The 24,674-nt window shown below is 56.9% G+C and carries 26 protein-coding genes; 8 read left to right on the top strand and 18 right to left on the bottom strand.

Annotation, left to right across the window (positions count from 1 at the left end):
• Positions 1 to 16: 16 nt before the first annotated feature.
• Positions 17 to 907, bottom strand: coding sequence for a DMT family transporter (locus RLO07_RS10890; protein WP_462292170.1), 891 nt, complete (start codon positions 905 to 907; stop codon positions 17 to 19).
• 101 nt (positions 908 to 1,008) lie between these two features.
• Positions 1,009 to 1,644 carry a DUF3565 domain-containing protein gene (locus tag RLO07_RS10885; protein WP_462292169.1) on the bottom strand — a complete coding sequence of 212 codons (636 nt, stop codon included), beginning with the start codon at positions 1,642 to 1,644 and terminating at the stop codon, positions 1,009 to 1,011.
• Positions 1,645 to 1,970: 326 nt separating this feature from the next.
• Between RLO07_RS10885 and RLO07_RS10880 the strand changes: the two genes are divergently transcribed.
• Both RLO07_RS10880 and RLO07_RS10875 read left to right on the top strand, forming a co-directional pair.
• Positions 1,971 to 2,534: a hypothetical protein gene (locus tag RLO07_RS10880; RefSeq protein WP_462292168.1), complete on the top strand. Its 564-nt coding sequence runs from the start codon at positions 1,971 to 1,973 to the stop codon at positions 2,532 to 2,534.
• Positions 2,535 to 2,783: 249 nt separating this feature from the next.
• Entirely contained in the window at positions 2,784 to 3,137 is a 354-nt protein-coding gene (locus RLO07_RS10875; protein ID WP_462292167.1) for a hypothetical protein, read from the top strand.
• Positions 3,138 to 3,519: 382 nt separating this feature from the next.
• On the opposite strand, the gene RLO07_RS10870 is transcribed toward RLO07_RS10875, so the two are convergent.
• From RLO07_RS10870 to RLO07_RS10850, 5 genes are all read right to left on the bottom strand, one after another.
• Positions 3,520 to 4,341 (bottom strand): PEP-CTERM sorting domain-containing protein, encoded by an 822-nt coding sequence (locus tag RLO07_RS10870; protein WP_462292166.1) that lies wholly within the window; start codon positions 4,339 to 4,341, stop codon positions 3,520 to 3,522.
• 316 nt (positions 4,342 to 4,657) lie between these two features.
• Positions 4,658 to 5,014 carry a YbaN family protein gene (locus RLO07_RS10865; protein ID WP_462292165.1) on the bottom strand — a complete coding sequence of 119 codons (357 nt, stop codon included), beginning with the start codon at positions 5,012 to 5,014 and terminating at the stop codon, positions 4,658 to 4,660.
• A gap of 110 nt (positions 5,015 to 5,124) precedes the next feature.
• Positions 5,125 to 5,565 carry an aconitase X swivel domain-containing protein gene (locus RLO07_RS10860; RefSeq protein WP_462292164.1) on the bottom strand — a complete coding sequence of 147 codons (441 nt, stop codon included), beginning with the start codon at positions 5,563 to 5,565 and terminating at the stop codon, positions 5,125 to 5,127.
• 1 nt (position 5,566) lies between these two features.
• On the bottom strand, positions 5,567 to 6,739 hold the full coding sequence (locus RLO07_RS10855) for an aconitase X catalytic domain-containing protein (protein WP_462292163.1): 1,173 nt from the start codon (positions 6,737 to 6,739) through the stop codon (positions 5,567 to 5,569).
• 113 nt (positions 6,740 to 6,852) lie between these two features.
• The gene (locus RLO07_RS10850) at positions 6,853 to 8,127 is read right to left on the bottom strand and encodes an MFS transporter (RefSeq protein ID WP_462292162.1); all 1,275 of its coding nucleotides are present in this window, start codon (positions 8,125 to 8,127) and stop codon (positions 6,853 to 6,855) included.
• 191 nt (positions 8,128 to 8,318) lie between these two features.
• Between RLO07_RS10850 and RLO07_RS10845 the strand changes: the two genes are divergently transcribed.
• From RLO07_RS10845 to RLO07_RS10835, 3 genes are all read left to right on the top strand, one after another.
• The gene (locus RLO07_RS10845; RefSeq protein WP_462292161.1) at positions 8,319 to 9,005 is read left to right on the top strand and encodes a TetR/AcrR family transcriptional regulator; all 687 of its coding nucleotides are present in this window, start codon (positions 8,319 to 8,321) and stop codon (positions 9,003 to 9,005) included.
• A 143-nt stretch (positions 9,006 to 9,148) separates the two neighbouring features.
• Positions 9,149 to 10,351, top strand: coding sequence for an alanine racemase (locus tag RLO07_RS10840; RefSeq protein WP_462292160.1), 1,203 nt, complete (start codon positions 9,149 to 9,151; stop codon positions 10,349 to 10,351).
• A 30-nt stretch (positions 10,352 to 10,381) separates the two neighbouring features.
• Entirely contained in the window at positions 10,382 to 12,760 is a 2,379-nt protein-coding gene (locus tag RLO07_RS10835; protein ID WP_462292159.1) for a penicillin acylase family protein, read from the top strand.
• Between the two features lie 50 nt (positions 12,761 to 12,810).
• Here the strand turns inward: RLO07_RS10835 and RLO07_RS10830 are convergent, their stop codons facing one another.
• The 4 genes from RLO07_RS10830 to RLO07_RS10815 all read right to left on the bottom strand — a co-directional run bounded on the left by RLO07_RS10830 (position 12,811) and on the right by RLO07_RS10815 (position 17,622).
• The gene (locus RLO07_RS10830; RefSeq protein WP_462292158.1) at positions 12,811 to 14,247 is read right to left on the bottom strand and encodes a pyridoxal phosphate-dependent decarboxylase family protein; all 1,437 of its coding nucleotides are present in this window, start codon (positions 14,245 to 14,247) and stop codon (positions 12,811 to 12,813) included.
• 56 nt (positions 14,248 to 14,303) lie between these two features.
• Entirely contained in the window at positions 14,304 to 16,610 is a 2,307-nt protein-coding gene (locus tag RLO07_RS10825) for a TonB-dependent receptor (RefSeq protein WP_462292157.1), read from the bottom strand.
• Between the two features lie 485 nt (positions 16,611 to 17,095).
• Complete coding sequence (locus RLO07_RS10820; protein WP_462292156.1) at positions 17,096 to 17,431, bottom strand: type II toxin-antitoxin system HicB family antitoxin; 336 nt, start codon at positions 17,429 to 17,431, stop codon at positions 17,096 to 17,098.
• Positions 17,428 to 17,622, bottom strand: coding sequence for a type II toxin-antitoxin system HicA family toxin (locus tag RLO07_RS10815; RefSeq protein WP_462292277.1), 195 nt, complete (start codon positions 17,620 to 17,622; stop codon positions 17,428 to 17,430). The genes RLO07_RS10820 and RLO07_RS10815 overlap by 4 nt, the downstream gene beginning before the upstream one ends.
• 379 nt (positions 17,623 to 18,001) lie before the next feature.
• Between RLO07_RS10815 and RLO07_RS10810 the strand changes: the two genes are divergently transcribed.
• Entirely contained in the window at positions 18,002 to 18,574 is a 573-nt protein-coding gene (locus RLO07_RS10810; RefSeq protein ID WP_462292155.1) for a tyrosine-type recombinase/integrase, read from the top strand.
• Between the two features lie 181 nt (positions 18,575 to 18,755).
• On the opposite strand, the gene RLO07_RS10805 is transcribed toward RLO07_RS10810, so the two are convergent.
• The 5 genes from RLO07_RS10805 to RLO07_RS10785 all read right to left on the bottom strand — a co-directional run bounded on the left by RLO07_RS10805 (position 18,756) and on the right by RLO07_RS10785 (position 22,572).
• Positions 18,756 to 19,226, bottom strand: coding sequence for a hypothetical protein (locus tag RLO07_RS10805; RefSeq protein ID WP_462292154.1), 471 nt, complete (start codon positions 19,224 to 19,226; stop codon positions 18,756 to 18,758).
• 298 nt (positions 19,227 to 19,524) lie between these two features.
• Entirely contained in the window at positions 19,525 to 20,562 is a 1,038-nt protein-coding gene (locus RLO07_RS10800; protein WP_462292153.1) for a fumarylacetoacetate hydrolase family protein, read from the bottom strand.
• A 178-nt stretch (positions 20,563 to 20,740) separates the two neighbouring features.
• Positions 20,741 to 21,292 carry a hypothetical protein gene (locus RLO07_RS10795; RefSeq protein WP_462292152.1) on the bottom strand — a complete coding sequence of 184 codons (552 nt, stop codon included), beginning with the start codon at positions 21,290 to 21,292 and terminating at the stop codon, positions 20,741 to 20,743.
• An 88-nt stretch (positions 21,293 to 21,380) separates the two neighbouring features.
• Positions 21,381 to 21,719, bottom strand: coding sequence for a hypothetical protein (locus RLO07_RS10790; protein ID WP_462292151.1), 339 nt, complete (start codon positions 21,717 to 21,719; stop codon positions 21,381 to 21,383).
• Positions 21,720 to 22,239: 520 nt separating this feature from the next.
• A complete protein-coding gene (locus tag RLO07_RS10785; RefSeq protein WP_462292276.1) occupies positions 22,240 to 22,572 on the bottom strand; it encodes a helix-turn-helix domain-containing protein in 333 nt (110 codons plus the stop codon).
• Between the two features lie 147 nt (positions 22,573 to 22,719).
• Here RLO07_RS10785 and RLO07_RS10780 point away from each other — a divergent pair, with 147 nt between their 5' ends.
• Together RLO07_RS10780 and RLO07_RS10775 are read left to right on the top strand one after the other, a co-directional pair.
• Entirely contained in the window at positions 22,720 to 22,965 is a 246-nt protein-coding gene (locus RLO07_RS10780; protein WP_462292150.1) for a type II toxin-antitoxin system CcdA family antitoxin, read from the top strand.
• Positions 22,965 to 23,282: a CcdB family protein gene (locus RLO07_RS10775; protein WP_462292149.1), complete on the top strand. Its 318-nt coding sequence runs from the start codon at positions 22,965 to 22,967 to the stop codon at positions 23,280 to 23,282. Before RLO07_RS10780 ends, RLO07_RS10775 begins: the two co-directional genes overlap by 1 nt.
• 126 nt (positions 23,283 to 23,408) lie before the next feature.
• Here RLO07_RS10775 and RLO07_RS10770 read toward each other — a convergent pair whose 3' ends face one another.
• Both RLO07_RS10770 and RLO07_RS10765 read right to left on the bottom strand, forming a co-directional pair.
• Positions 23,409 to 23,762, bottom strand: a complete 354-nt coding sequence (locus RLO07_RS10770) for a hypothetical protein (RefSeq protein WP_462292148.1) — start codon at positions 23,760 to 23,762, stop codon at positions 23,409 to 23,411.
• A gap of 474 nt (positions 23,763 to 24,236) precedes the next feature.
• Positions 24,237 to 24,515 carry a chorismate mutase gene (locus RLO07_RS10765; RefSeq protein ID WP_462292147.1) on the bottom strand — a complete coding sequence of 93 codons (279 nt, stop codon included), beginning with the start codon at positions 24,513 to 24,515 and terminating at the stop codon, positions 24,237 to 24,239.
• Positions 24,516 to 24,674: the final 159 nt, after the last annotated feature.

Raw genomic sequence — 24,674 nt, 5'->3', positions numbered from 1 at the left:
GAGTAGCACAGTTGTGCTACTGGAGAGGTAATGTACGCTTGCGCCGCAGCCGCACCGCCCCGGTCGCAATCCCGGTGCCCAGCAGGGTGACCACCATGCCCACAAGTACCTGCAGGCTGATGGTTTCGCCCAGCAACACCACGCCCCAGGCCAGGGCACTGACCGGCACCAGCATGGTCACGGTGGAAGCCGCGGTGGCGCCAGCGCTGGCCAGCACCTTGAAGTACAGCAGCAGCGCCGCGGCGGTGCTCAGGGCCGCCAGGCCCAGTGCCGAACCCCAGGCAACGTCACTGACCGGCGCTTCCGGCCAGAGCAGCAGGCCGGGGATCGTCAACACCAGCGCCGCTACCGCACAACTGCCGGCAGCCAGCACCCGGCTCGGCAGGTGGGAGAGGCGGGTGCGGGAATAGTTGCCACCAAAGCCGTAGCACAAGGTGGCGCCCAATGCGGACAGGATAAACCAGCCATCGCCACCGGTGCTGAAATCCAGTCGCCCCCCGGACAGCACCGCCACCCCGATCAAGGCCAGGGTAAGCCCGAGGACCTGCTGGCGCAGGATCGGCGTGGCGAAGAACACCGCGCCGATCAGGGCCGTCGCTATGGGCGTGGCCGCATTGATAAGCGAGGTAAAGCCAGCTTCCAGCCGCATGGTTGCCAGAGCCAGCAGGGTATAGGGCAGCGCCGCGGTGGTCAGGCCCAGCACAAACAGGGGCCCCAGGTTCTGACACAGCAGGCGCAGGTATTCACGCTTGAGCAGCAGCGGAACCAGCAATAGCGCCCCCAGCGCCATGCGCAACAGAATCAGACTGACCGCACCGAACTCTGGCGCCGCCACGCGCATGAAGATAAAGGAGAATCCCCACAGCGAGGAAAGCAGGAGCAGGCGGAGGGTATCTGCCAGCGACATGGTGGGAGACCTTGGGAGAATTGGCCCGCTATTTTATCAGGGTACGTCCTTTGGCAGATACCTTGATCCGGATACCTCGTCTGCGGCTGCCTGGACGTTATTTAACTGGAAAATGCCGAGGGCCGCACCCCACCGCACAGCACCTCGGTCACCGCCTCGGTGTCCATGTATTCCTTGAGCTCGAGCAGCTTGCCGTCGCGCCAGGTGAACAGGAAATGGTAGCGGTTGACGTAGTCCCTGCCGGACACGTGACACCCCCTGCCTGTGGCCTCCACTGCGACCCGGTTGCCCTCGGCGGTGACCGCGTGGACCGTGTAGCGCAGCCCCTTGGGGAAGGCGTCCAGCACGCTACCGGCAAACTGGCGAATCTGTGACCTGTCGTAGACACCGGAGATCAGGGTGTTGCCCATGGTATGCAGCTTGCCATCGTCGGCATAGGCGTCAGCGATATGATCTGCGTCGCCGCGGGCAATGGCCTGGATCAAGCGCAGGGTGCGCTCGCGGTTGGACTCCACAACCACCTTGGGCACCTTCGGCTCATCCGCGGGCGCACCCAGTTCGCACTTCTTGCAGACCAGCGCGGTGCCCAGCATGGACGCCCGCCCCTCCGCCGTCTGCACCCAGGGGCGCTCGGCAAGGGGTGGCTGATGACGCACATGCTGGTAGTGACCGCAGGCGAGTTCCGCCACCCAGTCGTGATGCTCATCCTGGTTATAGCCGGCAATCGCCTGTCGCATGAATCTACCTCGCTACGTGCTGGAACAAAGCAGTGTAGCGGGAATAAACCGCTTGTTGTACACAGGCATTCCGGCCAGAAACGGAGACAACCCGCATTGTCCCTATCCGGGCAGATAAGCATTATTAGATTTGCGCCGACGGTAGCAGTTTAAATATGATGGGCCGACAATCGTTGGCGTGGTGAATTATGAATGCGCAATCCCCGAAGTGAGGGTTTGGCCCAAATCATCGCCCCATAATAATGGACCAACTGGACCAGGAACTCTTAGTGGAAAATCAGCCTCGTCGACGATATAGCCGCAATCATCAAAGGGCGATCAAGTACATGCTGGTCTCCCTGGTACTTGGGGCAATGCTGATGGTGACCGGCATTGGCTGGATGGTGACTGCATACAAACTATCCGCGACAAAGCAGCAGTTTTTCAGTCGCCATATTCCAGATCCGGTAGTGGGGGCACCCGCGGACGATCTACGATCCAGAGTCAGCGCCCTGGAGCAGGAGGTGCTGACCTTGCAGGAAGAAAAGGCGAGCCTGGTACAAAACCGGATTCCCGACCTCAATCCCTTGGTGTTCGACACTACCGTGCCTGTCGGCCAGGGTTACGTGAAGAACATCAGATTCACACAGACAGGTACCGAGACAGATAAAAAGTTCGAGTACTTTGTCATTCTCCAGAACGATGGTGAGCGCAGGATTACACCGGACGTCGTCATCTACCTGTTCGACTCCCTGGGCATTCAGATTGGGATGGCCAGGCTTGCAGATAATGATATATCACCAGATACAACAGGCAGGGGCTTGAAGGAAGGGGAATCACGTTCCTATTTCAGTCAGATCCAGCTGATTCGCGACCGCGATCCGGCGTATTTCCATATCGAAGTGAAATGACGTAAAGGGTTCTACCCCACTTCAACGAACGGCTCCAGACCCCACGGCTAATCCATTATAGGTCGGCACTCCCAAGTGCGGGAAGCGTGTCCGCGGAGACGCTTCCCGCCAATATCGTGACTAGAGGCTCTTCATGGAAACCTCGAATTCCGCTGACTATACTGTATTCACACGTCGACCTGAGACTACTTGACCAGTGCAATCAAGATTCGCAGAGAGTGCGTGATTCAGCAATGGAGTGGCCACGATATGAAGTATTTACACGTCAATATATTCGTTTATGTGATACCAGCGATCGTAATCGCAGCTATAGCCGGCTGCGGAAATGATGATTCTTTACCGAATAGCGGTGATATATGGTTTGACGCGGGTATTGTGCAACAGATGTATGCAGGACAAATACGGATGGAGGCGGTTGAAGCCGGCAAAAGCGAAGCTGATATGAGCTGCGGGGCCGTGCTTCCACTGGCAAAAAAATCATTAAGCGATTCCGGCAGTGGGACGGTTGCTCAAATAATGTATAAGCTTTGCAACAATGCCGGGTTAAAGTTTCAAAAAGAGATTCGATGCGAAGCCGATCGACTCCAGGTGCTGTGTCGATAATAGCGGATTTCCATAACCGTTAAATTTCGCAACGGTTCCCTGAACAGTAGAAGTCCGCAATGCATTGCGCCAGGAGGCTTCTGGCCAGTCAATCCCGTTTGTCTCAAAACAGGACGCAGCTGCCACATTGGGAATGGATTTTCGAATCCATAACCGACCGCGACCTTCGGCCACAAGCGGACATCGGACAACAACCGACTGAGGGTCTGCTGACACCACATCAGAGACATTAGCGCTTTCGGAAAATTCAACAGCAGTCCGCTGAGGGCTATTGCTAGTTTTGGCGTGAGATAGCCTCTGACTGGCTTACTTCGCTCCTCATAGCGCGGCAGAAGCATATAAAAAAGCCCGCACTAGGCGGGCCATAGATCAGGCGTGATGTTTAAACTTTTCTCCGACGCGTCCAGCCAAGCCCTGCAAGGCCAAGACCAATGAGCGTCAAAGTGCCGGGCACTGGGACGGAAGCCTCGTCGGCTGTGAGCGACAGTCTGCTATTGTCAAAGGCGAGACCGGCGAACTCGTTTTGGGCAATCCAGCCATATCCCTCTCCGCCGAAGTCACCTATCGGATCGGTGCCAATAGACCAACTGTTAACCAGTGAGCCACCGGCATCGAGGATTGATAGATCCGCGCCTAACGTGCCTCCATTGTCAAAGAAGGAGTGCTGGAACGTATACCAACCAGTGGTATCGATAGCCACCGGACTCTTCCCGGGATTCTTCGGGTATGTATTGGCTCTACCAGAGTTGTTGCTCGCTGAAATTATGAAACGGTCGGTGTTGGCGCCTGGACCGTCTGCATCATCAGAATCGTAGAAGCCGACATTGAAGACGAAGTCGCGCAAGAAACCCTCGTCGGGCTTCTTGAGCGCCACCGTGTAGTCGAACCGCGTGTCGTTAGACCAACTACCGCCCACGTCAAGATAAAAATCAATAGCAGCCGTAAATGGGCTAGTGAACGATCTGGTACCGTAAGAGCCGTCACCAAAGTAGTGAAACGGGGTGTTCGGGTCACCGGTTGCTGCTGATCGGGCGTGGAACCCTCCGCTCGCTGAAGCGATGCCGCCGGTGCCGGAAGCAACACGGCTCGCGCCTACCCAGTCGCCCGTGTCGGTCTCGAATCCTTCGAAATAAAGCGGCGAGGCGTGCGCAACTCCCGTAGCGATGGCCGCACTTAAAACAGCACTAATTGCTCTATAAATCATGATCTGTATCCCTCCTCAGGGTGCTACAACTGTGTAATTTGGATTTACTCAAGAGCATGCACAAGGGATGCCAGTGTCACTTTCCATTAACAAAAAACGTTTTAAAACAATAAATTAGACCTTCAGGCCATTAGTGACTAGCTGCTTGAATCATTGAAAAGCGATTTCGTAGTAAAATTTTTCGACACTGTTGGACGCGATTCTGTTCGATAGCGGGCCTTCTAGCTCACTTAAATGTAACGACTGCAGATAGGACAAAGCGGTCTTGGCTGCTTCGCCGACAGGCGAAGCGGCTGTTTTCAGGCTAAGCTGCGGGTCATAGCTCAGGCCGCCACCACAACCAGGTGAGTACCGCGACGAAACCGGTGGTAATCCCGGCGGCCAGCAGCGTTGGCGCAGCGGATACCCAAAGAACCGTGGTGCTGCCGCCGAGCATCGCCGTGGCCAGCCACTTGGCGCGTCGCGAGATCGCGCCATCTTCCCGCCAGGCCGTGATGTGCGGGCCGTACTCGGGGTGGTTAAGCAGCCATTCCTCGAGTTCAGGCCAGCCACGGGAAGCGGCCCAGGCTGCCAGCAGCAGGAAAGGCACCGTGGGTATGATCGGCAGCGGCACACCCACTGCCGCGAACAGCAGTGCTGTGACTGCGATCCACCGCCATAACGTGGCATGCATACAGGTTTGCCAGCTCCCGAAACAAGATGGCCGTTTACTTGTGTCTGCGTCGAGATAGAGTGCGGTGCCCGCTGGGATAAGTAAACTGTCACCAAAAATGCCATGCACCTTCAGGCGAGACGAATAATTTCAGCATCGCCGTCGACTTCCACCATTTCGCCATCACTGACGGCGTCAAAAAGCGCAGGGTCATCGCATTCCAACAGCGGGATACCGGGGCCGTACCACACCTCTGACAGCACGATACCCGAGACCAGCAGCGAGTCGGCCTGCTGCACTATCATTGCGACAGGCCCCTGCCCCCGGCTGACCAGGTCCAGTATCACCAGCCCAGTGTGCGTGGAGCCCACGGCCGAGGGAAACAACAGCACTTTCCCTTTTACATTCTTGCCAAATAGTTCATGGTGGTTATCGCGGATCTCCGCCTTCCGACCAGGGACCAGGTTTGCAGGCTTGCACATGGCGCCGGTAAAATTTATTGCTTGGCTGGTTTTCAGGGCAGGGCCATTGGCACAACCACCTGTCACTCTTCTTGCCTTGAATTCACGCATGTCAGTCCACCACCCCACACACTTGCAGTACATCATTGAGATCACCGTACTCGGTGCCCTCCAGGTAATAATGAAGCTTGCCTGAAGGAGTGAGCACCCGCTGTTGTCCGATACCTATGCGCAGGGAAAGACCTGATAGCGGACAATGCTCATAAATTTCGGCACCGGATTTCAGAACCTCGTCGAAAAGGTCCGTCTTCTCAAACTCGCGCAGTGCTGCGGGCATTGCATGTAGCATGGTTTTCTTCTTCACCCGTTTACCAACGAAATAGCCCGCGACTTCTGTAACTTCCTTCAGGGTCATCTGCGGACAGCCTATTGCGACCATGGCAGTGCTTTTTTGCACACCATGATCTGCTCTCAACTCATCGAGATCGCGCTGAGTGATCGTGATTGACTCCTCGGCCTCCTTGCCGCCCAGCACCGTCTCTTCATCGGGCGCTTCGGGAGTGAGCCCTAGCACGTGAAACATGGTGACTCCGCCGCTGGCCGCCATGGCCCCACCCATGTTCTTCAGTTCGGCGACGTCAAACGGATAATGGTCGATCAATGGCGTTCGGTCCATGCACTTACGACCCAACAAGAAACCCAGTGCCGGTGCATCCATGTTCTCAACATCAAGTTTTACACGCACACGACCTCGCCGATTTTCGTCCAGCAGGTAACCGAATTCTGGCGTCAACCCCAGGATTGCCTGACAGATATCCGCGAACAGGGCGTGACGATTGGTGCGCGCACCAATCACTGAGTTGGCGTAGATCACCGCGGAGGATTCCGCCCATGCCAGGATGTCACCAAAATCGGGCTTGTTGTGGTACTCGTAACAGACGCAGGAGTAATTGGGTGTAACCCCGAGCGTTTCCAACAGGCTTTCGTGCTTTTTCTGACCGCGAAAGAGCAAGCGATTCTGCGGCGCATACTCGTAGCCAGGATGCGGATTGAGGGTGGTGGGCACACTGACTTTCAACCCCGCATCAACGATACGCTGCAATAGTTCGTAGTACCCTTTAAAAGAGGTTATCTTAAAACTGCCGGTGAGATGGGCGCTCTTTATCGGCACCAGCCGTGGTGCGCCAAACGCCTCACCCATGCGCACCAGGGTCTTCATGCAATCGGCCAACTCTGCCCCCTGGCCACCATCAAGAATGTTACGTTGCTCGCTCGTCAATTCCATAAGATCCACCTCCACACTAGTCATTGCCTTCCACCCCGGTGGGACAGCAGTCCCCAGGGGAACAGATCCCGACGTCCGGATAAGATTTTGCAGTCTCCGCGGAAGCCATCCGGTCAGTACCGACACAGGCGCCCCAGCACGCCCACCGACACGGCAGTCACCAGAAATAGCGTCAACAGGAACGCAAGTTCCGCGGCGCCCGGCTGTCCGGCCATTACCTGTCCCATCACCGCAGTCCCCAAACCGCCACCGACCATGGTCGTGAGGCCGTTATACAAACCGGTGCCGCTGGCGATGACCGGCTGGGGCAGGATACGCTGCACCATGGCGAACTCGCAGGCGTTGAACGAGGCGACGAAGAAAACCCCCAGGCTGAACAGACCCACGGCCAGGTAGACGGAGGCGGTTTCAAAAGCCGCAAAAATCATCCCTCCCGCACAGACAAAACCGAACATCGCGTTTCTGCCCCGGCGCCCGCTCCGGTCGCCTAACCATGACCAGAACGCCAGGCCGAGGAGAGAAAAGGAATAGGGCAATGCCGCCAGGTAGGCCAGGTCCTGATAAGCCACTCCCTCGCGGGAAGCGAGGTAGGTCGGCAGCCAGGAGCTGATCCCCAGCGACAGCACGTTGTTGAGAATGCCCACCAGCACCATCAGCAGGAAAACCGGCTGGCGGGCCACGCTGCCCAGGGGCTGCGCTGCCGCCGAGGCTTCCCCCATCAGCCCCACCTCGATATATCCCCGCTCCGCGCCCTGAATACGTGGGTGATCGGCCGGCCAGTTGTGCACATAGCGCCAAACCAGCGGCAGGCTGATCACCAAACCGGCTAACGAGAGCAGGACGAAGCCCGCCCGCCAGCCAAGATGATGCATCAGTGGCACCAGCAGCAGGGGCGCGCTGAGTATCGCCAGGAACAGGCCGGCAATCCACAGACCATTGGCGCGACTGCGCTCGTGCGGGGGAAACCAGTGCTTGGTGAGCTGGCTCATCATCGGAAAGTGAATACCCTCCGCCAGCCCAAGTAGCACCCGCGAGGCCAAAAACACCGCCAGCCACTGGCTGGCCAGGGCGCCGAGCGCGGTAAACAGCGACCAGAGACAGATAATCAGCAGCAGGCTGGCGCGCGGACCCACGCGCGCACCCCACGGCGTGAGGAAAATGTTCGCAATGCCGTAGGCACCGAAAAAGAGCCCCATCAACAGGGACCCGTAGAACTGTTTCTGCTCAAGGCCCCAGCCGTACTGCTCGGCAATCAGGGGCAGCGCCAAGCTGATATTGAGCCGGTCGTAATAGGCGATGAAGACCGTGACCATGAGTACTGTCGCCAGTTTCCAGCGCTGCCACCCCGCCGCCTCCGGCAACCTGCCATCCAGTGTATCTGCTTGCATACGTATCGTCCGCCAGATCCGGGCATCGTGTTATAAGCACGCCCACAATGTACCTCCCACGATATGTTTGCACAACTGTACAATTACGCGGCCATGGGCGCAGTGCGCGCAACCACCGGAGAGTCCACCCATGGCGCCGGAAGGTATATACTGGCGTTCCAGCTCTACGGCAACCGACAACAGGTGAAACAGTGACATCTCCCGCCGCCGCCCGGAAGCGGCAACAACGCGCAACGCGACCAAAGCACTCCCGCGGTGAGCAGGCCCGGCAGCTGATTCTGGAAGCCACCCTGAGGGTCATCGCCCGCGGAGGTCACCGCTCGATCACGCACCGCGCCGTTGCCGCCGAAGCCGGCATCAACTTTTCCCTGGTCAACTACTATTTCCGTGGCCTTGATGACCTGCTGCTGCAAGCCTTCGAACATGTCACCGAACGCGGCAGGCCGGCAATCGAATCCACGTGGCAGGAGGTTTGGGCGAGCCTTGCACCGTCACAGCGTGGTGATCTGCGGCGCCGCGACAGGCGTGAGTCCCTCTGCAGGCGGCTCACCGATATCGCGGTGCGTTATGTTAGCCACCAGTCACGCGAGTACCCGGAAGGCCTGGTGTTGGAGATGACCGCGCTCTACGACACCAACATTAATCCCCGTCTTCGCGAACTGGCCCACCGCTATCGCGCCGATCTGGCCGAGCGCTTCCAGACGCTCTGCGAACAACTCGGCAGCCGACAGCCCGCACTCGACGGCCAGATGCTGTTGGGGACTCTGCAGCGACTGGAGTACGAATCCGTGAGCAACCCTGCGCTGATCGAGTCGGGCACACTGGCCGAGCAGCTGCACCGACAGTTTGCCTGGATTATAAACCTGCCCGACCGCTGACTAACGACAGTTGGCATAGCGACAGCCCGCACCCCAACTTGCCGCCACCCCTGGTTTCCGGTAGTGTTTTGCACATCTGTACAACTAAAATGGTTATGACCCCACGGTCGCCGTCAGCGGCGCCACTACCCGAGAGCTGCGCCATGGATGCCCATCACGCGGACCCCAATGTCCATGCCTCGTATTTCAGCGAGCTTTCCCGCCGCCTGCAGCGGGATGCTGACGGACAGCCACGACTGCTGGTGGACTGCGCGCGACTGGACCGGAACCTGGCGACAGTACGCGCCCGCCTCGGCGGCAGGCGGCCACGGCTGGTGGTCAAATCGCTACCCAGCGCACCGCTACTGCGTCGCGCCGCCAGAGCATTGGACACGCGCGCGTTCATGGTGTTTCACCGTCCATTCCTGCAACAGATATGCGCCCTGTTTCCCGAGGCTGACCTGCTTCTCGGCAAGCCTTTGCCGGTCGCGGCGGTTCGCGCCTTCTACCGCGACCTGCCGGACGATGCGGAATTTCAACCCGCCAGGCAACTGCAATGGCTGATTGACGATGAGCGGCGCCTGACCGGCTACCTGGCACTGGCTAGCGAGCTGGGACTGACGCTGCGTATTAATATAGAGATCAACATCGGTATGCAGCGTGGCGGCCTGGACGAGCCGGCCATGCTCCGCGCTCTGCTCGACCGCATCGGCGAACACCCGGAGCACCTCGAATTCAGCGGCCTGATGGGCTACGACGCCCATGTTGCCAGGGCGCCATCGCCACTGCACCATCCGCAAGGCGCGCTGCGACGGGCCAACGACCGCTACCGGGCATTTCTTGGCGTGCTCACACCCGCGGAGCGCGCGGCTGAGCTGACGCTTAATGGCGGCGGCAGCCCCACCTACCAGTTGCACGGCGATGATTCCCCGCTCAACGACATCAGCCTCGGTTCCTGCCTGCTGTTACCCACAGATTTTGACATTCCCACGATTTCCGACCACCAGCCGGCGTGCTTTATTGCCGCACCGGTGCTAAAGGTCCTGGACCGGGTAAGCCTGCCCTATTTCACCGCGCTGAGTCGTCTGATGGCACGCTTTCACGCGCGCCGCGGCCGCAGCCTGTTCCTGTACGGCGGCCGCTGGCTGGCCACACCGGAATACCCCGAGGGTATGGCCACGCACGCCCTCTACGGATTGAGTTCCAATCAGCAGCTCATGACCGTGCCCCGAGACTGTTCGATCCAGCCGGATGACTTCGTTTTTTTTCGTCCTACACAGAGCGAGGCGGTACTTCTGCAGTTTGGTGACCTGTTCGCTTATGACGATCACGGAGAGCTTGAGCGCTGGCCAGTGCTCAGACAGTAAGCCACCGCTATCACGCCCACAGGAGGCCACATGAAACTGTTCCGTATCATCTCGGTGCTCGCTCTGCTGGCCGCCCTGGCACTTGCCGCAATATATGTTGCGCTGCGAGCCTCGCTGCCCGGTGAGCGCGGCGAGCTGGTCATCGCCGCGCTGAACGAACCGGTGGCGCTGCGTTTCGACGAGTGGGCGCGTCCCTACGTCACCGCGTCCACGCTGCGCGACGCCCTGGCGGCAGAAGGCTATCTTCACGGCACTCATCGCCTGTGGCAGATGGAACTGTTGCGTCGCGCGGGGCGCGGCCGGCTCGCCGAAATGCTCGGCGAAGACCTGCTCGCCACCGATCGCGAGCTGTGGCGCGTGGGCGTACCTGCGCTGGCACAACGGCTGGAGATCAATGCCGGCGCACGTCTGCGGCAGTGGGTAAACAGCTATGTGGCGGGGATCAACGCCGCCATTGACGCTTACCCGTTACTGCCACCCGAGTTCCTGCTGTTGCGCCAGGGAGCCCGTCACTGGGAGGCGCGGGATGTCTTCGCTGTTGGCGCATTGATCGCCTTCCAATCGGGCAACAACCTGGAGCGCGAACTACTGCGCCTGTCATTGCGTGACCGGGTCGGTAGCAAGCGCTTTGCGCTGTTCACGGAAGATTATTCCGACCGCGCTGATTTTCCCTATGTGATCGGCCGCGAGGACTCACCGTCCACGGACAGGACGGCGATCGCCCCGCCGCCGTCAGGCGCAGCGGGAGATGCACTGCAACGGCTGGCGCTGCTCAACCCCGACCGCAATCCGCTGATGCCCCGCGGCGCCTTTGGCAGCAACGGCTGGGTGGTGGCGCCGGACAAAAGCGCCAGCGGCCATGCGCTGCACGCCTTTGATTCTCACGACACGCTCGGGCTGCCCAACCTGTTCTACGAGGTCCACCTGTTCTTCGGCAAGGGCAGGCAGCTTCGCGGCTGGTCCCTGCCCGGCCTCCCCGGGGTCATCAACGGTTTCAACGAAGCCATCGCCTGGGGCTTCACCAATATCGGCGACAGCCAGGACCTGTTCCTGGAAATACCTTCGCCGGAGGACCCGCTGCTGTTCCGCGACGGCGACGCGTGGTATCGGGCCCGTGAAGAAACCATATCGATTCCTGTTCGGGGCCGTAGCGAGCCCGCCACGGTCACCATCGTGCACACCCGCAACGGCCCGCTGATCAGCGACGAGCCACCCCTGTCGCTGCGCTGGACCACCCAGAGCCTGCAGGGCCGCAGCCTGGGCGCCATGCTGGAACTCAGCCTGGCTCGCGACTGGGAGGCTTTCAATGCGGCCGCCGACGACTTTCCCGGCCCCTCCCTCAACGCCACCTACGCCGATATCGCGGGCAACATCGGATTCCGCACCGCGGGCCTGCTGCCACAGCGCGGTCACGGCAACGGCCTCTACCCGGTGCGCGGCGACCTGCCGGAAAACCGCTGGCAGGGCATGGTGGCAAACCGCGACATGCCGCGGCTGCTCAACCCGGCGGCGGGGTTTATCGCCGCCGCCAACGCCCGAGTCAACCCGCCCGGCAGGTGGCCACTGATATCGGCGGACAATGCCTCTCCCTACCGCATCCAGCGGCTGCAGGACGTGCTGGGCGCCGGCGATGCCTTCACCCTCGCGGACATGCAGGCCCTGCAACTCGACTGGCACGACTCCCAGGCCGAATATCTGCTCCCCACCCTGCTTGAGTTGCTCGATCAGGGCGGCGGTGCGCCAGAGGCCGCGCTGCTCCGCGACTGGCTCAAGCAGCCGAAAGCCGCCCCGGACAGCGCCGCGGCGCTGCTGTTCCAGCAGTGGTATGTGGAACTGGCCGGGGCGCTATTTCAGGAACCGTTGGGCGATACGCTGTATCGGGAACTTATGGGTGAATCCTATATGCTCAATCACGCCCTCGACACCTTGCTCCTGACGGACCGCCACACTCAATGGTGGCCGGGCGAGAAAGCGACGGTGGTTCGCGAGGCCCTGGCTTCGGCCTCTGCGACACTGGCGTCACAGCTGGGTGAAGATCAAACCCGGTGGCGCCTGGATGCCCTGCAATCGGTTGGGCTGTCGCACGAGTTGAGCCGGGCAGAGCCGCGCCTGTCCCGGCTGCTCGACGCGCCGGCCCGGCCCTGGGGCGGCTCGCCGGCCACCGTGGGACGCGCCGCCTACCGCTATACCGAGCCTTTCCGCGTACGCATGGGGGCCACGGTGCGCACAGTGGCGGAAATGAAGGCAGGGCCCGAAGTGCTGTCGGTCATACCCGGCGGGCAGTCGGGTCACCCCCTTAGCGAACACTACGACGACCAGTTCCCGGCGTGGCTGGCCGGCGAGCTGTACCCGATTCAGGCGACGGCAGGTGACGCCGCGCCCCGGCTGCGGCTCGTCCCTTCGCGGTAGCGGCGCAAGTGATTGAGCAGGGCCGGCGAGCCGGCCCGAGAAGGAATTGCTCAGTGCTGGTCGGGGTTGTAAAGGCGGTTGATATACTCGCCCAGCAGCATTTCGCGGCTGTCGGCAGGCAACTGGTTCAGCATGTTGTTGATTTCCACCATGCTGTCCGGCAGGGACGTGCCATCGCCCAGCAGTTCGGTCAGCTGGTCCAGCACTTCGGGCCCGGCACCGATAATGAGCTGCTTCAGCTCTTCCGGGATCTCGAAACGGGCCTTCCCCATTTGCTGCTGGCGAACCCGGGTAGCGACCTCGGTGAGGTCGCGCACGAACTCATCCACCGCATGAACGTTGTGGTAACCCACTGACAGGTGCATATTCTCGGCGCTGTTGGCGAAACCAAACTGGGGCTGGATGTACCAGCCACGGCGCTTCATCTCATCGGCGAGCGGGAAGATATCGAAGTCCAGCGCGCGGATCGCCAGCATATTAAGATTGCCTTCGCCCATGACCTCCATGCCCTCAATGGCTTCTACGGCGTCGACAATCTTGCGTGACGCCTGCTGCGCCGCATCCACCAGCTTTAGATAACCCTCTCGCCCCAGGTAGTTCAGTATGGCCCAGCAGGCGGCAATGGGCCCGCCGCTCTTGGTGGAGGTCACACCCGGGTTAATCACGGCATAGCCGGTCCAGTTGGCGTAGGAAAATATCTGGTAGCGGCGCAGCTCGCGATCGTTGTAGAGCACGCAGGAGGCGCCCTTGGCGGCGTAGCCCCATTTGTGGAAATCCATCGACAATTGGGTCACGCCCGGCACCGAGAGGTCAAAGTCGGGGATGCTATAGCCAAGTTCCCTGGCGAAGGGCAGGTACATACCGCCGACGCAGCAATCAACGTGGAACAGAAGGCCATGCTTGAGTGCTATCTCGCCCAGCTCACGTATGGGATCAATACTTCCATGGGCATAGGACGGCGCCGAGCCGACCATGAGAATGGTGTTGTCGGTTACGGCTTCCGCCATCTTTTCCGGGATGGCGCGGAATTTGTCATCCACATCTACCAGCACCGCCTTCAGATCGAAGTAGTGGCAAGCCTTGTGGAAGGCGGGGTGCGCGGTGGTCGGCAACAGGATTTCCGGCTCAGTGATATCCGGGCGCCTGTCGCGGTAAAAATCCCGCGCGGTCTTCAGAGAAAGGAGAATGCTTTCAGTGCCGCCGGACGTGAAGGTCCCGGTTGCCTGTTCGCCGCCGTTCATCAGGTCCACCGCCATGCCGATCACGTCCTTTTCGAGCTGCATGCAGCTCGGGAAGGAGGTGGGATCGAGCCCGTTCTCGGTCATGTACAGCGAGAACGCGTCCTTGAGGAGTTGCTTGGCTTCGGGGCCCGCGTCGTAGATATAGGCGAACACACGCCCTTCCTCCCAGGGCACATCATTGCCCTTGCGCGCGTCGAGCTGGGACAGGAGAGCGTCGGGCGATTGGCCCTGTTGCGGAAACTTCATGAATTTACCTCGGTATTACGAAAGAGCCGGCAGGCGCCGGCTCACGTGGGTCAATATCAGAAATTATACTCCAGGCGCACACCGGCCCAGCGCGGTTTACCGACGCTGCGTTGCATGCCTGTATAGAAGGTTTCAAGGTTTTCAACCCCGGAACTGTACTCCTCGTCCGCCAGGTTCTCCACAAAGGCCTGAATACCAAAGTGGCCATTGTCGATACCCGCACGCAGGTTCCACAGCTCGTAGCTTTCAATCAGCCTTTCAGGACTATTGTCGGCGCTGGCGAACTGGTCGTCGATGAAGCTGTAGTCCACGCGCAGAAACCCGTCCCAGCTGCCCAGCAGGAACTCATACTGCAGCGCAGCGGAGAAGGTATTCTCCGGGGCCAGCGGGATGCGCAGACCGCTGCCGTCGAACAGGTTCCCGTTGGTGTCGATGGCGTTGGGGAACCTGTCAAACTCGGCGTCGAGGTAGCCGTAGGCGAGATTGAGACTCAGTGATGCTGTCAGCAGCGCGCTTAACTCCAGCTCGCCCCCCTGGGTGTACGCCGAGTCGGCGTTGACGACCACCTGACGCTGGGTACGCACATCCTGCCCACGCACTTGCAGATCCGACCAATCGAAGTAAAAGGCCGCGGCGTTCAACTGCACACGCTCGTTCCAAAAACGGGATTTCAGCCCGAGCTCGTAGTTCCAGCCCTCCTCCGGCTCGAAGGTCAATTTCACCAGGTCCTGGGAGGCATTGAAGCCACCAACCTTGTAGCCTTTGCTGACCGTCCCGTAGATCGTGACCTGCTCGGTGGGGAACCAGCTCACATTGAGGCGCGGGCTCCAATCGTCGAAGTCACGACTGGTGGAGATATCAGACACAGGTATGGTGATCGCGGGACGGGTCACTTCGAAATAGTCGACCTCGTCCTGGGTGTAGCGCAGCCCCACGGCCACTTCCCAGTGCTCCGAGATCCGCCAGCTCATGTCACCGAATGCGGCGTAGCTGGTTGTGTCAGCGCCACGGTCGACATCCTCGAAGTTGCCCACGGTCACCCCACTGGGGCCGTTGGTGATGATGTCGCCAATATCCCCCGGCAGACCGAACTCCAGCACACCGAGAATATCCCACAGGGCGAGGTAGGGGTCCGTCGCCAAGTGCGTGCTGAGGTCGGTTTCCACCGTTTCGTCCCTGGCGTAAATGGCACCGACCATCCAGGTGGTGTCGCCGTTCCAATCCCCCGACAACCTCAACTCCTGGCTGAAGGCATCCAGCTCGCTGTCGCGACTGACGAAGAAGGCCGGCGCCACGGAGGCGTCGCCCTCCCCTGCCTGGCTGAATTCGTTATCGATGTAGCCGGTCACCGAAGTCAGGGTAAACCGATCAAAGTCATAGACCAGGCGCGCCGTGTAGATCGCCGTGTCACTGCTCTCGGCGCGGTCCATGTCAGTGGCTGTGTGGTCATGGTTAGCGGGGAAGAACGGCACGTCGCCCAAGGGCCAGACAGGCACGTCGAATACATCAAACAAAAAGCCCCCGTCGGTCACCACCTGGGTGGGAATCGAGCCGAGGTTCCCGGAGGGCACCATGGCGGGGTAGTCCTGTTCCAGCCTGGACCAGGAGGCGCTGAGATCCAGGGCCAGGCGCTGGGACGGGTTCCAGGACAGCGCGAGCCGACCTCCCTGGTTCTGCTCTGAATTGGACGCACCGGAGGGCCCCCGGTTGGTGATAAAGCCATCGTTCTCATCGTAGTAGACCGTGGCCCGCAGCGCGACACTATCTCCCAGGGGGACATTGACCATGGCCCTCCCCAGCAGGTGGTCCCACTCGCCGACCTCGGCCACGACGCTGGCGTCAAAGCCCGAGGGGTCGGGTTTTACCGTTGTGATATTGATCGCGCCGCCCATGGTGTTGCGACCGAAGAAGGTGCCCTGCGGACCGCGCAACACTTCGATACGTTCGATATCCAGCAACTGGGTGTCCGCCGTCCGCGACGTTCCAGTGGACAGCACGCTGGGCACCACGTTCACCTCGTCGACATACACCCCCACGGCGTTGGCCTGACCGCCGATATTGGTGACGCCGCGAATACCAAACTTGGTATCGGAGCGGCTACCGCGTTGCTGGAACCCCACATTGGGGGTCTTCATTGCGTAATCCTCGAAGTCCCGGATGCCAGCGCGCTCGATAGTTTCCGCGGAGAACGCAGTGACGCTCACCGGCACGTTCTGGAGCGACTGCTCCCGCTTCTGCGCCGTTACCAGTACCTCCTCCAGCATCGGCCCTGCGGTGAGCTGCGCATAGGCGGTCTGAGTGAACCCGCCGGCGGCCAGCAGGGCGAGTGCTATAGAGGGGCATCGAGTGGCAAGAATGTTCATGGCGGCGGCTCCTTCGGGTTTTTAGTAGTCTGTGGGCACCTGAAGGAAAGTTAGCAAATCTTTGCACATTTGTACAATACTGTACGCATGACCCATGGTATCCCTAAATCCGAGAAGCAATAGACAAGCGCTCTTTAGGGTTACGGCTTTCCTGCCGCCGCTGAAACACGGCGCCATTATCGCTCATACATCTGTACAACCCCAGATTACACGGCACTGCAGGCCGCCACCGTATGCTCTGGGTTCTGGTGACAGTTAACTCATCTCCGGCTTGATCGAAAGGGGGCGGATTAGCGATATAAATAAACCATGCCGGCAATTACTGGCATCCTAACTCCGAGCCTGCCGATAACCACAGAAACCCAATAGGCCGCCGAGTAACACTAGCGACCACAGTGGCATCAACGCCCGTGCTCGAGCACCTGTGTGAAGCTGCAAGGTAACGGAACAACGGTCATTGCGTAGCGGACTGCTAACCTGGTTAATTATTGCGATGAAACTGCTCGTTGTAATACATCCTGCGCCCAGGCATTTAAACTTTTCCCTTCAGCCTCCGCGCGAATTGCGGCCCTTGCATGAATTGCCGGATCAATGCGCAACATCACTTTGCCTGAATACGGGCGCTGTGGGGCACGCTTTAACTTCTCACAAGTGGCAACATAATCCTCAACCGCTTCTTCAAATGCGGTCTTAAGTTCTTTGACAGAATCACCATGAAATCCAACTACATCCCGAATTCCGGCAATATGACCGATAAAGCATTGATCTTCATCGCTGTATTCAATTCGGGCCGAATAACCCTTGTAATTCATAATGTTCATAATTGTACTCCTGCTCGGAAGAGAAACTCTTTGGCGCCCCTGACCTGATAGGGCTTTGCTTCCTTATGAGGATGTGGCCTATGAAAAGTAGCCACTACCCCATTCAGTTCAAACCGTACTCGAGACCCACTGCCTTCAATCGTCTGCGCCCCCAGCGCTACGAATAGCGCTTCTATTCGACGCCACTCCATGGTCGAAGTGTTGGAGGTGCCTAGAATAGCGGCCAGCGTCTTTCGATGAGTGCTGTTCATGGCGAGAAAGCTATCACATTATGATATCACTTGATAGCGCGAATTGCGGACGAACTCCCACCATCACCGGAGGGTTGTTGAGGCGCCGGGGGCGCCTGTCAGAGCAAGTTGCCGGGTCGAATTGAAGAAGCTTCAGCCCAGCAAACGACCGGGGGACAGCTGTCTGACGACACCTCGGACCCCAGCAGTATACTTCCGGTCTAGACGTCGACCAATGATGAATCAATAACCATACTCATAACCCACCCCTGTGGAGGGTTATATAATGGCAAACGTCAATGAACGCTTACACCAATGAAGCACCTGGAACAAAGGCAGAGTGGTCGGCCAAAAGCCACCACTTAAACTCAGAGAAATCTGGGCACTTCGCGTCAGGCTCGAAATCGCCAACCACCATCGCGACCTCGCCTTGCTCAACCTGGCCATCGATAGCAAGCTCAGAAGTTCCGACTTCGTGAAACTGAAGGTAAGAGACGTCGCGCAAGGTGCCAACATCCTGAAACGAGCGATGGTAATCCAACAGAAAACGTTACAACCGGTAAAGTTCGAAATCACTCAGCAGACGCGGGAATCTTTAGCAACCTGGATCGAATCGAAAAAGCTGACTTCCGAAGATTATCTGTTTCCAAGTCGCATCCACCGCTGCGCCCATCTCAGTACCAGACAGTATGCGCGAATTGTAAAGTCATGGGTTGCACAAATTGGCTTGCAACCTGAAGATTACGGCACCCACTCATTGCGTGGAACCAAAGCAACCCTGATTTATAAGCGAACCAAAAATCTGAGAGCAATTCAATTGCTGCTCGGCCATACGAAGCTGGAAAGCACGGTCAGATACCTTGGTATCGAAGTAGACGACGCTCTGGAACTGGCAGAACAGACCGAAATATAGCTCTGGGCAATCATTTTCAGATTGGCGGCGTTCTCTAAGCCGCCACCTTTCCGGTTAGGCGATTATCGGCCAAGAGCTGACGTTGAACTCAATGCCAATTAGCGCCGGGAGTCACCTCAAGGCGGTCGTTGGCTTAGCCCGGAATTGCTTAATCTCGACCGTCGCTATTTGCCAAGAGCCGCTACCACAACGTGTTCTGTTTCTGGGGCAGGCCATCCACAAGCGAGCGAAACTCATCACCAAATTGATGGCGACGCAGGCTCCATACGTTGCGCGACGCATCTGAACTCATCGTATCTTCTAGTTGGCGCAACATACCCTCCCAATAAAACCGGTCGAGCCGCCCTTGTTGATATTGATAGTAGGCCTCCTCGCAGAGTTTCAGACCGCCGATAAAGTAGGACACCATTTGAATCCTTTCGACAGGGTCCAGCGTAGCATATCCATCAAGCCCCTTAACCACTATGGCGGCGAGATCCGGCTCGCACAATGACGACAGCATAGTACGATAGGCCTCGTTGATCTCATGCACTGATGCCACGCGGCGCTCGTGGTTTTGTGCTCGAACCTGAATACCCAAGAATATGAGCGAGGCAACCACCGCTAAGGCTCCAATGCTGTCTACAACAGCCGAAATCATTTCCCAGTTCATGCGCAAAAGCCCTGCCTTTGTGACACCGGAACTGCACATTCTATGCTCTTTTTAACTAGATCGTGTAGGGGGAAGTCGGCTATTGCTGTAGATCGCTTCGGTCTGACAACCATTGTCGTATTGGTAGCGGCCAAACGTCGCACAGTAGGCGATAGCGGACTTGGCTGCTTCCACCTCAGAACGTCCCTGAGCAAGGGGCAGGATTAACCAACTTTAGCGGCCCGCCTGTGCAAGAGTTGGTCATACGAAACAAGAACTTATTCCATGGCATTTGGCTCGAAATAGGTAAGCGCAGTACCTATTCGATGCGGTTGTCCAGATGCCCCAGAAAGGTGGCCCTGGTAATAACTCGATCCCCGCGTTGCAGGTAAAAATCCTGATTCCATATATTCACGGGTTTAAACAACACGCCGGCAGCAGTGCCGGTCAGAATCAGCGAGCCACGCGGGATGAAGCCTATCGGAAGCAGACTCACAGGCTCCTCGCCATCCAGAAACGTGCGCCCCCCATGGGAGAACGCCTGGCGCACTATGTCGTCCACCTTCAGGATCATTTCGCTGGCGGTAAACCGTTGTCGCGCCACACCGTTCACAGCAAGCTCCAGCGAGATCTTCTCGTAAAACTTGGCTGACCTCGGGATCACAAACAGGTAGCCGGCGGGCAGGAAAGTGGGTCGACCTTTGCCAGACGCGAAGCCCGTGGTGCCCATCGGCTCGCTAAAATCAAGCTGGCGTAGGAGGGTCCAGCGATCAGTGAAATCGTTGCAAAGCACTAGAGCATATTCAACACGGTCATCGGGAGAGTCGATATCAGCAAGCGGTACCATTGCAAGCTCGGCCTCGAAGTCTAGCCGTGGGTGGAAGGTTACCGGGTCGTTCCACACGCTCGCCCTTGCCAGCTTCGGAAACAGGAATGGCGGGTCGTTCAGGTAAACCTCTTCAGCATGCTCGTTATAATTTGTGCCAACCGCGATGTGAGGGTAGTGGAAGTCCACTGGCAGCAGCAGGTCATGAACCGGGATGCTGACCGTTTTGCCAGTTATTGCAGCAAGGCCCTCGTAGCCCAGCCGGGCGTAAGCTTCGATCAGATCGCTGGTGTCGCCGAGTCCAGCAGTGATGTCGACTCCCTCGACATCGTCACCTTTATGCCGGGTGATCCGTATAATGGACGAGGCCGTACGTGCGAACGTTAGCGCCAAAGCAGGATCTGCGATGAGCTGAGGCGGCGCGGCGTCCCAGTTGGTGTCCACGACGGGGCGGGAGACGTAATAACTGTAGGCGGCGATCGCAGCGGTCGATACGATCAGCACCGCTAGTGTGCGGACGAAAAATCTCATGCATTTCATCTCTATTCTCGGTGCGATTGTCTAATGTTACACACGAGCCAATTTTAAAACCAAAGTCAGTAGCAGCATAGCGTGAGAGGCCGCTTTTAGGACAAGCTGCTCTCTTTTAGAGCGCCATCTCAACTCCAGAGCCGCCACCTACGGCCAGGAGCGGACGTTAACGCCGCATTCAGCGGCTCGTCCGCTGTAATGCTTTGTTAAATGCAGTGCTAGCCGAAGAAATGTAGGCCGAACAGATCGTTGGTTCTTTGCTCTCACGGCATATTGCAGCCCAAATATGACCGCCGTATTCATACATTGAGGCAAAATCTTTGCCGTATGATTCTACAGCCCGCGCCACATTTTCTTTATCTTGAAGTTCGGCCCGGTAGATTTTCACCACGGAAACTTGCTCCCTCATTATTTCAAATTTATTGCCACTTACATGCTTCAAAAATACTAGATACATTTCACCCAGATGATTTGGAACATCCGGCTGTGGAAAAAGGGCATTTATCGTCAGTTTTTTTACGGGGCTGCCCTTCAAGGTCATTTCAACTTTGGATTCTAATATATACCCCTTGGATACGACATACTGACCTTTGACGATAGTTACAACACCAACATAGTCTGAAGAATCCCATAATTCATCATCAGTCATTGAATCAAAGTTTGGCGTATATCCAACCGCTAGACTCGAGATCAATGAAAAAACCAGTGCGGCAAGTAGTGTGTTCTTCATGGCAGTTAACGCCGTAATATGGGGCAGCCGAAACAGAGTAAAGCGGCGAGTAGGCTGTCTCAGCCCGCGCTTTTTGCGGGCGACATGATTACCTTGTTAGCTTCACCGACAGAAAAGCCAGTAGAGCTACAAAGCCCAGAAATATATATACGAAAGCTACCACCGCGATAGGCCATCTATTGCTATCCTCTGTTTCTCCAGCGGGAGCATCAATTAAGGTGTTACCAAATGGCAACCATACCTTGTTGCCTGCCAGATAATTAAGTAATGCTTGAATGCCAAAACTAATATAAATGACAGTGAATATCACGCCGCCCTCAAGCCTGGAAATATCCCTACCTGAAAGCCCGCTCACTATATAATAAATAAACGCTATCACCGCTAAAGCAGTAAATCCATATCCAATTGTTATTGTGCGATCTCTCATAGGAAAGCTAACGCCCACAGTTGCGGGTGAAACCGCGCAGCGGTTTTAACGTTCGCGTGGCTTGATTTGTTAGGTGTTTATACGCGCTCATATGGCTTACCAGTAAAAAAGTATCTAATCATTCTCCACGAAACTCTCCAAAAAAAGATGAACATATATAGAAAAGGCGGAATTGATATTAACATCAGGGCCATGGATTCTAGCCAGATGGAAAGCGTAAGTAGTCCGAATACTAGAAAAAACATGACAAAGCATTTAACCATATCCTTTACATAAGGATCTTGCGCTTTCTTACGATACTGGGAGAGAAGATATGCTTTGACATTTGGCGCGCCGGATCGACGCGCCTCAATCTCTAACCCTGTCAAATTCGGCGGTGAGTTACATCCGGGGCAAATAGTCTCGCTTGACCTATTGGATTTTCCACAAACGCCACACTCCCAATCGTAGTCAGGCATATGCCACCTAACTCCTTCGGCAAGGGCAGCCACGGAGTGGCTGTCCCTCTTGCCCGTACTTGTTATGCGTCTTTTTGACTGCCATAGGTATCCAGGCTCAGAGCCTTCACTATTTTAGAGACCGCCTTTTTGTCTTCAGCGTTGAGGCGCCGAAAGTTAGAGATCAATGCCTTTTCATCGGTCTCTAGATTGATTCCTGAGCTCTGTTTTTCTCCGTCACCGTACTCCAACCACGATGGAGTTACTCCCAAGAACTCAGCGATCTTGGGGATATGGACAGAACGCTTTGTTGTTCCGTCCTCGATTTGAGCAATGCTTCCCTGAGACACACCAACAAATAGAGCAACCTGAGCTTGGGAAACACCCTGTTCTGTTCCTTCCTTGTTTTTTTCAATCTTTCAGTGAGTGACATTATTCGATCCAAAACGCATAACGCTTCAAGCTGCCGCGCGCAGCGTCCGCCAGCCTTGATTTGTTAAATGCTTTACAATGCGCATTGGAGTGCGCATAATACCGAGGTATATCGTTTGGAGGAATCATAGATGAACCGCCTTTTTGATACAGATGCTCCCAAGAAAGCCACAAATCTTAGCTTAAATAGTGATCTGCTGAGCAAATCCAGAGCACTGAACATAAACCTTTCTGCAACTCTGGAACAGGCATTGCAAGCCAGGCTGGCCGAGGCTAACTCCGGAAAATGGGCCGCCGAGAACCGAAGCGCTATTAGAGCATATAACGAGTTCGTCGAGGAGCACGGCTGTTTTGGCGAGGAATACAAGGAATTTTGATGCCGCAGTTTGATGTTTATGAGAATCCGAGCAAAACTACTCGCCGAGCCTACCCCTTTATAATGGATATTCAAAGCAGCGTCATCTCCGAAATAGCTACGCGAATAGTGCTTCCACTTGGGCGATTAGCCGACTTTAGAAATGAAAAAATGGAAAGGCTTACACCAACGGTCACATACGACGGGGAGGAACTTCTTCTGCTCATACCTCAGATTGCATCCATGCCTGCCAAGGCTTTGAAAAAGCCTATTGGTTCCCTCAGCCATTTAAGAGAGGAAATAGTTACCGCACTGGATTTCGCGCTGACTGGCATTTAACGCCGAGGTGAGCGGCGGCTAGTGTGGAGCGGCGTTTGCGCATTAATGGCGAAGCCATGCGCAACAAGCCGCGGAGGACCAGCCGTCCGAGTGCGGAGCAAAGCGACGAACGGCTTGACCGATTTGTTATGTTTCATGGTCGTACCTTACTTTGATTGCATCAATTGTAATCATAGCTATCACCTGTATTCCACTCGTGAAGTAGATCGGCTCGGATTCGGTCTCCGCCCCCCCAGGATAGCGGACACGTAATTTCATCGCGGCTTCGTCGTTTACGCTGAATTCGTAGGAGGACATTGGGGCAATGTTGCCAAGTTCCTTCTCTTCATTTCGCCATTCTGCGACAACGAAAACTGGCAGCGTCGTTTTATTCACTACCTCGAACGCAGGATCGAAGAACGATGGAACCGCCAATATAACCAAGACCCCGAAAAAGATTGCGACTGCTACGGTCAGAATGTTGAAGGTGCGCCGAATCATTTAGATACATAACGCTTAAGGCTGGGGCGCCGGTTACGGCGTCCCAAGCCCTTTCTTGTTACATGGCTGCTACTCATGAATCTCTACACTCTTGGCCCCGGCACTGTAACCCACTTCATAAAGTACTCGCTGCTCAACTCCACACAGCCCACCTTCGGACATTTCTTTCGGGTATATGTGAACTTTTGGTTTGAAGAAGCGTGGGAACGTTCTAATACGCATTTCCTTGAACCCATTCCGGAGGCACTCCTCAGCTTCTTGAAAATTACCGACTAACAGCCTCGACGTTGAAAATGGTGACTTTGGAACCAGAGTTCTCGGGGTCCCATTTGCGTAAACGATGAACTTATTTCGGTAGACCTCAACCTTTACGTCCACAACATCTCCATTTCAAAGGCCATGTAACGCTCAGCGCAGCGGCGAGCCACGTAGTGGCGAGTCCGGCGGCCGCAGGCCGCGCATTGCCGCTGCTTGTTAAATGGCCTTGGCGATTTGTTCATGGTTTACGACAACCTTTGCGATAACCTGATCAAGAACGCAAGAAGCCAGCTCCGGATCGAGACCATACTGCCGCGACAACTCTTGAATTCGGGCATGCTGCAACGCCTCACGATCCCCGTCTTTGGCAGGAAGTCCATGGCTGGCTTTGAAATACCCAACCCGATTCGTGACCTTGAAGCGCTCAGCTAGCATAGCCACAATCGCGTTATCGATGTTATCGATACTTTTCCTCAAATCTTCAAGTGATTCCACGACCATCTCCTGGGCCATTTAACACCTTAGCGTTTATTCGACATGCAAGCATGGCGTATAAACGTCTGTTGATCTGAACCGCTTTGCGGTGGCTGCATCTTATATAGGGGATTGTTTTTAGAGTGGATGGACGATCATGGCCAATCAGCCCTGACGCAA

The sequence above is a fragment of the Haliea sp. genome (genome assembly GCF_040221975.1).
Classification (GTDB): Bacteria; Pseudomonadota; Gammaproteobacteria; order Pseudomonadales; family Halieaceae; genus Haliea.
The sequence above is the reverse complement of the archived record's forward strand: the minus strand, read 5'-3'. Positions and strand labels throughout refer to the sequence as shown.

Coding starts and splice junctions, on each gene's coding strand:
- RLO07_RS10890 (WP_462292170.1), bottom strand. CDS start 907: ATGTCGCTGGCAGATACCCTCCGCCTGCTCCTGCTTTCCTCGCTGTGG.
- RLO07_RS10885 (WP_462292169.1), bottom strand. CDS start 1,644: ATGCGACAGGCGATTGCCGGCTATAACCAGGATGAGCATCACGACTGG.
- RLO07_RS10880 (WP_462292168.1), top strand. CDS start 1,971: ATGCTGGTCTCCCTGGTACTTGGGGCAATGCTGATGGTGACCGGCATT.
- RLO07_RS10875 (WP_462292167.1), top strand. CDS start 2,784: ATGAAGTATTTACACGTCAATATATTCGTTTATGTGATACCAGCGATC.
- RLO07_RS10870 (WP_462292166.1), bottom strand. CDS start 4,341: ATGATTTATAGAGCAATTAGTGCTGTTTTAAGTGCGGCCATCGCTACG.
- RLO07_RS10865 (WP_462292165.1), bottom strand. CDS start 5,014: ATGCATGCCACGTTATGGCGGTGGATCGCAGTCACAGCACTGCTGTTC.
- RLO07_RS10860 (WP_462292164.1), bottom strand. CDS start 5,565: ATGCGTGAATTCAAGGCAAGAAGAGTGACAGGTGGTTGTGCCAATGGC.
- RLO07_RS10855 (WP_462292163.1), bottom strand. CDS start 6,739: ATGGAATTGACGAGCGAGCAACGTAACATTCTTGATGGTGGCCAGGGG.
- RLO07_RS10850 (WP_462292162.1), bottom strand. CDS start 8,127: ATGCAAGCAGATACACTGGATGGCAGGTTGCCGGAGGCGGCGGGGTGG.
- RLO07_RS10840 (WP_462292160.1), top strand. CDS start 9,149: ATGGATGCCCATCACGCGGACCCCAATGTCCATGCCTCGTATTTCAGC.
- RLO07_RS10835 (WP_462292159.1), top strand. CDS start 10,382: ATGAAACTGTTCCGTATCATCTCGGTGCTCGCTCTGCTGGCCGCCCTG.
- RLO07_RS10830 (WP_462292158.1), bottom strand. CDS start 14,247: ATGAAGTTTCCGCAACAGGGCCAATCGCCCGACGCTCTCCTGTCCCAG.
- RLO07_RS10825 (WP_462292157.1), bottom strand. CDS start 16,610: ATGAACATTCTTGCCACTCGATGCCCCTCTATAGCACTCGCCCTGCTG.
- RLO07_RS10820 (WP_462292156.1), bottom strand. CDS start 17,431: ATGAACATTATGAATTACAAGGGTTATTCGGCCCGAATTGAATACAGC.
- RLO07_RS10815 (WP_462292277.1), bottom strand. CDS start 17,622: ATGGAGTGGCGTCGAATAGAAGCGCTATTCGTAGCGCTGGGGGCGCAG.
- RLO07_RS10805 (WP_462292154.1), bottom strand. CDS start 19,226: ATGAACTGGGAAATGATTTCGGCTGTTGTAGACAGCATTGGAGCCTTA.
- RLO07_RS10800 (WP_462292153.1), bottom strand. CDS start 20,562: ATGAGATTTTTCGTCCGCACACTAGCGGTGCTGATCGTATCGACCGCT.
- RLO07_RS10795 (WP_462292152.1), bottom strand. CDS start 21,292: ATGAAGAACACACTACTTGCCGCACTGGTTTTTTCATTGATCTCGAGT.
- RLO07_RS10790 (WP_462292151.1), bottom strand. CDS start 21,719: ATGAGAGATCGCACAATAACAATTGGATATGGATTTACTGCTTTAGCG.
- RLO07_RS10780 (WP_462292150.1), top strand. CDS start 22,720: ATGAACCGCCTTTTTGATACAGATGCTCCCAAGAAAGCCACAAATCTT.
- RLO07_RS10775 (WP_462292149.1), top strand. CDS start 22,965: ATGCCGCAGTTTGATGTTTATGAGAATCCGAGCAAAACTACTCGCCGA.
- RLO07_RS10770 (WP_462292148.1), bottom strand. CDS start 23,762: ATGATTCGGCGCACCTTCAACATTCTGACCGTAGCAGTCGCAATCTTT.